The sequence below is a fragment of the Cellulosilyticum ruminicola JCM 14822 genome (assembly GCF_001311925.1).
In the GTDB taxonomy this organism is placed as follows: domain Bacteria; phylum Bacillota; class Clostridia; order Lachnospirales; family Cellulosilyticaceae; genus Cellulosilyticum; species Cellulosilyticum ruminicola.
In genome coordinates, this window is the sequence record NZ_BBCG01000107.1 from 1 (window position 1) to 5,765 (window position 5,765).

The 5,765-nt window shown below is 33.4% G+C and carries 9 protein-coding genes; 7 read left to right on the forward strand and 2 right to left on the reverse strand.

Going from position 1 to position 5,765, the window contains the following annotated elements; genetic code table 11:
- From JCM14822_RS21305 to JCM14822_RS17645, 6 genes are all read left to right on the forward strand, one after another.
- Positions 1-214: hypothetical protein (locus JCM14822_RS21305; RefSeq protein ID WP_207643276.1), on the forward strand; the 214-nt coding region annotated here is incomplete at its 5' end.
- Complete coding sequence (locus tag JCM14822_RS17625) at positions 201-875, forward strand: hypothetical protein (RefSeq protein ID WP_054743876.1); 675 nt, start codon at positions 201-203, stop codon at positions 873-875. The genes JCM14822_RS21305 and JCM14822_RS17625, both read left to right, overlap by 14 nt.
- On the forward strand, positions 865-1,683 hold the full coding sequence (locus tag JCM14822_RS17630; RefSeq protein WP_054743878.1) for a hypothetical protein: 819 nt from the start codon (positions 865-867) through the stop codon (positions 1,681-1,683). Before JCM14822_RS17625 ends, JCM14822_RS17630 begins: the two co-directional genes overlap by 11 nt.
- Before the next feature lie 17 nt (positions 1,684-1,700).
- Positions 1,701-2,345 carry an ABC transporter ATP-binding protein gene (locus JCM14822_RS17635; RefSeq protein ID WP_054743881.1) on the forward strand — a complete coding sequence of 215 codons (645 nt, stop codon included), beginning with the start codon at positions 1,701-1,703 and terminating at the stop codon, positions 2,343-2,345.
- Positions 2,342-2,815, forward strand: coding sequence for a hypothetical protein (locus JCM14822_RS17640; protein ID WP_054743883.1), 474 nt, complete (start codon positions 2,342-2,344; stop codon positions 2,813-2,815). The genes JCM14822_RS17635 and JCM14822_RS17640 overlap by 4 nt, the downstream gene beginning before the upstream one ends.
- A gap of 308 nt (positions 2,816-3,123) precedes the next feature.
- On the forward strand, positions 3,124-3,486 hold the full coding sequence (locus JCM14822_RS17645) for a DUF5027 family lipoprotein (protein WP_054743885.1): 363 nt from the start codon (positions 3,124-3,126) through the stop codon (positions 3,484-3,486).
- Positions 3,487-3,752: 266 nt separating this feature from the next.
- Here the strand turns inward: JCM14822_RS17645 and JCM14822_RS17650 are convergent, their stop codons facing one another.
- Together JCM14822_RS17650 and JCM14822_RS17655 are read right to left on the reverse strand one after the other, a co-directional pair.
- Positions 3,753-4,313, reverse strand: coding sequence for a flavodoxin family protein (locus JCM14822_RS17650; protein ID WP_054743887.1), 561 nt, complete (start codon positions 4,311-4,313; stop codon positions 3,753-3,755).
- Between the two features lie 16 nt (positions 4,314-4,329).
- Complete coding sequence (locus JCM14822_RS17655) at positions 4,330-5,502, reverse strand: iron-containing alcohol dehydrogenase (RefSeq protein WP_054743889.1); 1,173 nt, start codon at positions 5,500-5,502, stop codon at positions 4,330-4,332.
- 120 nt (positions 5,503-5,622) lie between these two features.
- On the opposite strand from JCM14822_RS17655, the gene JCM14822_RS24670 reads away from it, so the two are divergent.
- Positions 5,623-5,765, forward strand: a 143-nt coding sequence (locus tag JCM14822_RS24670) for a MerR family DNA-binding transcriptional regulator (protein ID WP_157047876.1), incomplete at its 3' end; no start/stop codon positions are given.

Sequence of the window (5,765 nt, forward strand, 5' to 3'; positions counted from 1 at the left end):
TCGTTATATTGTTTTAATTACACCATTTACCGTTAATTTTGTTTTAATGGCTTTAAGCGGCATTTGTAATATGAACCTTACACCTTCTCTTATCATCAACCCTGCACAATTTTCTTATGTAAGTGGATTTGTTATCATGTTTGAAGCCATCGCTCTATTTTTAGTAAGTTTTATTCTCTTCCTAAACCGAGGTTTAAACAATGAAACTTGCTAACTTAGAACTTTATATTCAATTAACGAAACATCATATGAAGTTACTTATAGTTACCTTAATACTCATGTTCATTATTTTATTAGGGATTATCAATAGTCAGTGTGATCTACTATTAGCCGATCTTCCAAGAGAGTATTTCTTAATAGAAGCCTTAAGTACATCACCATCAGTTGCTCTATTTTCATGTAGTATTTTGGTATCTTTATTTTATTCTCAGTTAATAAAATATGATTTTTCATATCCTTTATTAATTGCCCATAAAAATGTCAAAAAATTATGCTATAAAGAATGGTTAGCTGGTGCAATCCTGGCTTTATTTTTTGCTATTATTTATACACTCTTCATTTATATTTTAGGCTATGTGTATTTGCATCAATTTTTCATCATCAATCTATTATTTTTCTTAGAAGCTTTTAACTTATTTTTTGTGACACTTTTATATGCGTTAATCTTTAAATGGATTAGTTCATCTGCCTTATATGGTTTAATCTGCTTTGCCATCACTTATGCTATAAGTACTTCAAAAGTAGGCAATGGTTTGTTTTTTACTATCAAGACAAATAGTCCATTAAGCTATATTGTTGCACCAGTTTTTATTGTAATACTCACGTTTTTACTCTTTAGATTATGTAGCCGAAAGGAGTTCTTCCATGAAAAATAATAAAGCTTTTACTTTTACTCTGAAACATGATTTGTATTATGGAACTTCTAATAATATTAAACGCATAGGCTTATACATATTCATTTTTTTATTATTAATTGTTTCCTTTATAAGAGTGATACCTGCTGAGTACAAAGGGCAAATTACTTTGCTGGATTTATATTTATATATTTTTAAAGGCATACTCCCTATTAGTGCAAATAGTGAATTTGAACTGCCATTACGTTGGCTTACTTCTTTATTCACTCTCACTTTTATTCTATTAGGCTATGTCACAACAGATTTATCGGGTATTGGTTTACAATGTATTGTCAGATCTCCTAACCGAAGTATTTGGTGGTTTTGCAAACAATTATGGGGCATCTTAACGGGATGCATGTATTGGATTATCGCTTGGCTCTTAATGACCCTTGCCATCTGTTTATATAACAATAATCTTCAATTACACCCCTCTAACTTTATGATGACCTACTTTTTAGAAGGGGCACCGTCGCAGGCTCATATTATGGCATTAATTATTGGTCCCATTCTTACGAGCATGACACTATTAACCTTGCAACTACTTCTTGAGTTATGCTTCGGACCAATCATCAGTTATATACTTATAGGCGGTTATTTGATTATTGCTTTGTATATCCCACTCCCTATCTTTATAGGTAACTTCTTTATATTACAAAGATACCAATATTTCTTTGAAAATAGCAGCATCACACTTTTTAACTGTTTATTATATAACATAAGCTTAAGCATCTTTTGCGTTATATTAGGTACATACATTATACGAAGGAAAAATATCATATCTCGATAATACAAAAGGAGGACATCATGCAAGTTGAACTAAAAAATGTTTCTAAAACAATTCATAAAAGTGAAGTCTTAAAAAATGTTTCCTATACATTTGAATCAGGCAAAATATATGGTTTAATCGGCAAAAATGGCTCTGGTAAAACAATGCTAATTCGTACAATATGCGGCTTACTTCATCCTACCCAGGGCCAAGTTATCATTGCTGATAAGCCACTTGATAAAAATAAATCTTTCCCAGAAAGTGTAGGAATCCTTATTGAATCCCCTTCCTTTATTGATGCTTATAATGGTTTTCAAAATCTCAAATTAATCGCTGGCATCAAACAACTGATAAGTGATGAGGATATCGTTAAGGCCCTAGAAAGTGTTGGCCTAGGTGACAAAATGCATCTTAAATACAAGAAGTATTCACTCGGCATGAAACAACGTTTAGGCATCGCTTGTGCCATTATGGAAAATCCTAAAATTTTATTATTAGATGAGCCAACCAATGCGTTAGATGAAAGCGGTTTAAATATGCTCGAAGGCCTCTTACAACAAGCTAAAGCCAATAACAGCATTGTTATCGTTGCAAGTCATGATAAAGAAATGATTGATAAAATATCTGATGAAACACTTACTTTAAGAGATGGCAAAATGATTGAGGGGAGCATGACTAAATGAATCTAACTAAAAAGAAACTTACCCTTGGCCTCATTACTATAGCTATTTTAAGTTTATTGACCGTGTTATTCTTAATGAATTTTCACCGTCTTAATGCACTTTATCCTTCGGTTACTTCGAATTACTATAAGCTAAATGAACCTATAGAATTCGAAGACCTTACAGCTACCATAACAGACTTTGAGCTTATTTCAACTAAGGACTTATGCCAAAGGCTTGACTTAACAGATGATGAGATTAATCAATTTGGTCTTAAAACAAATACTCAGGATATGAAAATATTAGTTGCTATGGATATTTCTCATTCAACCCACAAAAGCTTCATTAAATTATGTGAGTCTTTAACGATTCAATCAGGTATTTATAGCAATGGATATAATCTCCCCTTAGCAAAAAAATCAATTCAGAGGTTGATCCTAATGCCGCTGATTTCAAATATATTTTTCCAATGGCTGTTACAGATACTTTAATCAATAACAAATACGGCGAACTCACTTCTCGTCAGTTTCAAATTAATTTTTTTAAATATCCATTGAAAAAAATAGTTGTCTTAGAAAAATAACTTAAAATACAAAGGAGCTACTACCCATGAAAAAAAATATTTCTTCTTTTTATAATCCTTCTATTAGGTGCATGTTTCTATTTCTTTACAACACATTCTAGCAAACCTGAATTACTTACTACACCAGAAGCAACAGTCAAATTAAATAATGGCGATGTACGTTTTACACTTAATGATGCCAAAGTATATGACGCCCCTTCTAGTGCTAACCTAGATGTGAATAACTTCGTCCGTTATCAAGAAGGCAAAAAAATAGTTGTTTGTGATGTTACATTAGAAAACATTAGTATCCCTACTGGGGAATTAGATATCTCTTTCATCCAATTAAGAAGCAAAACTGATTTCTTAAACAAAACTTATAACGATATCGAACGCATCGACAACGAAATCAGCTACTTCAGCGGTGGCGATTTTTCTAATCTCAAACGTTACTACATGTTTAATCTTCCACAGTCTGAAAAAAATAATTATCAAGTTGCTTTCCTCGTAGACCCAGATTCTGCAGAATTAAATAATCTTGCATTAGAATTAGGCGTAAGCCCAGACAGTTCACAAGGCATTGCACTTCAAACTACATAAAAAATGGTGGCTACGAAACACCCCAAAAAGGGTCTAATCTCGTAACCACCATTAATCGTTTACTTGTATTCCAATTAAAAACTTATTTATTAACTTTTAATTTAAAATTACTTCTTTTATATTCACGGACTATTTAGTTATATCTTTTTTGGGAAAGGTTGTACTAAGTGCTTGTTTTGGAGATACTTTTACACATTTAACACATTTATTTTCATCTACCTTTAATTGATATAATGAATATTTGTTAAACATACCATAAGTAGCACCTAACGGACAAACATATTTGCTAGCCCTCTTCCTAGTTCATATGCCTTTTTCATAACCTCTGCATATTTTCCTGCTTCATTGGCATCTGTAATGCCGCCGCCAGTTACTATTTCAAATAAACTAGCTTTTTCAAAACAGTCTACCCAGCCTTGTAACCCATTGTAAGCCTTATCAAATGTAGATTCCTCATCTTCTGCCGCTGTTGCTATCATATAAATATTTCTAAACTTATGATCTGCCTGATATAACGGATTGAGACGCTCTAGTAGAGTCTTCATTTGACCACACATCTCATAATAATAAATAGGTGTTGCAAATACGATAGACTCTGCATTTTTTACCTTATCCATAATTTCAGCCACATCATCTTGAAGCACACAAGCACCTTTACTTTGACAGACAAGGCAGCCTATACAATACTGTATTGTTTTACCTTTAAGGCTTACATATTCTACATCAAGTTCTGCCTCAATTGTCCCTCTTTCACATTCCTTTGCAAGAATTTCAGAATTACTGCCACCTCTTAAGCTCGTTGAGATAATTAATACTTTCTTTGCCATAATACTAGTCCCCTATCTATTTATATGATCTTTCGAAAATACCAGCTACATCTTCATCTGTCATTTCGTATGGATTTGCAGGATAAAGACCACCCATAGTTTCACGAGCATTGATTGCAAGTGTCATACATTCATCCTTTTTAAAGCCATAGTCACTCATTTTAAGGTCATCTACTCCACATGCTTTTTGAAGTGCAACTAATGCATCTACGAAGTCTTGAGGAGAAGTAGGACTGTCTACCCCCATAGCTTTTGCCATCTTAATAAATCTATCATCACAAGCATGACGATCTACGAAGCACTGTGCAAACTCTTTAGAAATAATAATGAGCCCTGCACCATGTTGAAGATTTCTGTGATATGCACTCATGGCATGTTCCATAGAATGTTGCGCTGTAGTCGATGTAAGCTGCATCGTAATTCCTGCCATTGTACTGGCATAAGCCACATGTTCTCTCGCTTCACGGTCATTGCCATCTGCCACTGCTCTTGGAAGATATTTTGCAATGTTTTCAATAGCAGAAAGCGCAATTGCCTCTGATAATATATTAAGTGATGTAGACATCATAACTTCAGTATTATGGAATAATGCATCAAAACCTTGGAATGCTGTATATTTAACTGGTACTGTTGTCATGAATGTAGGGTCTACAACAGCTATAACAGGTTTACAAGCTTCATTTCCAAAACCAATCTTTTCATGTGTATCTTCTTTACAAATTACACCCCACTCATTCATTTCAGAACCAGTTCCTGATGATGTGGCAATTGTAATAATAGGAAGTGGTTTATTTGCAAGTGGTTGGGCTTTTCCAGTTCCACCATATACATAGTCCCAAAGTTTCCCTGGATTTGTCGCCATAACAGCTACGGCAACTGATGAATCAAGTACGGCTCCTCCACCAAGTGCTACGATAAAGTCACAGCCATTTTCCTTAGCAAATGCTCCCGCTTCTTCACAAACTTCCATTAAAGGATTTTCCATAATTTTAGCGAACTCTACGTAAGATACACCTGCAATTTTTAACTGTTCTACAGTTTTATCATAAGAACCATTCATATGTACTGATTTACCATTAGACATAAGAAGAAGTGCTTTCTTTCCTTGCATAACTTCCTTATGAAGTTCTGCAATTTTTCCTGTACCAAATAAAAGTTTTGTTGGGTTATTAAAAACAAAATTCATCATAATCCTTATAATCTCCATATTCCCATTGCATTTTTATATTCTAAATCATATAATACATTGTAATACCTAAACTTAGCTTTAGGTTAATATATCTTTACATCTTATATGGAGGACACATTTATGTATACGATTGGACAAGTCTCTGAAATGTTTAATCTACCAGTATCAACATTAAGATATTATGATAAGGAAGGCTTATTCCCTAATCTTGAAAGGAAATCCGGCATTAGAGTATTTAAGAGCAATGAACTTGAAGCACTTCA

Coding starts and splice junctions, on each gene's coding strand:
- JCM14822_RS17625 (WP_054743876.1), top strand. CDS start 201: ATGAAACTTGCTAACTTAGAACTTTATATTCAATTAACGAAACATCAT.
- JCM14822_RS17630 (WP_054743878.1), top strand. CDS start 865: ATGAAAAATAATAAAGCTTTTACTTTTACTCTGAAACATGATTTGTAT.
- JCM14822_RS17635 (WP_054743881.1), top strand. CDS start 1,701: ATGCAAGTTGAACTAAAAAATGTTTCTAAAACAATTCATAAAAGTGAA.
- JCM14822_RS17640 (WP_054743883.1), top strand. CDS start 2,342: ATGAATCTAACTAAAAAGAAACTTACCCTTGGCCTCATTACTATAGCT.
- JCM14822_RS17650 (WP_054743887.1), bottom strand. CDS start 4,313: ATGGCAAAGAAAGTATTAATTATCTCAACGAGCTTAAGAGGTGGCAGT.
- JCM14822_RS17655 (WP_054743889.1), bottom strand. CDS start 5,502: ATGATGAATTTTGTTTTTAATAACCCAACAAAACTTTTATTTGGTACA.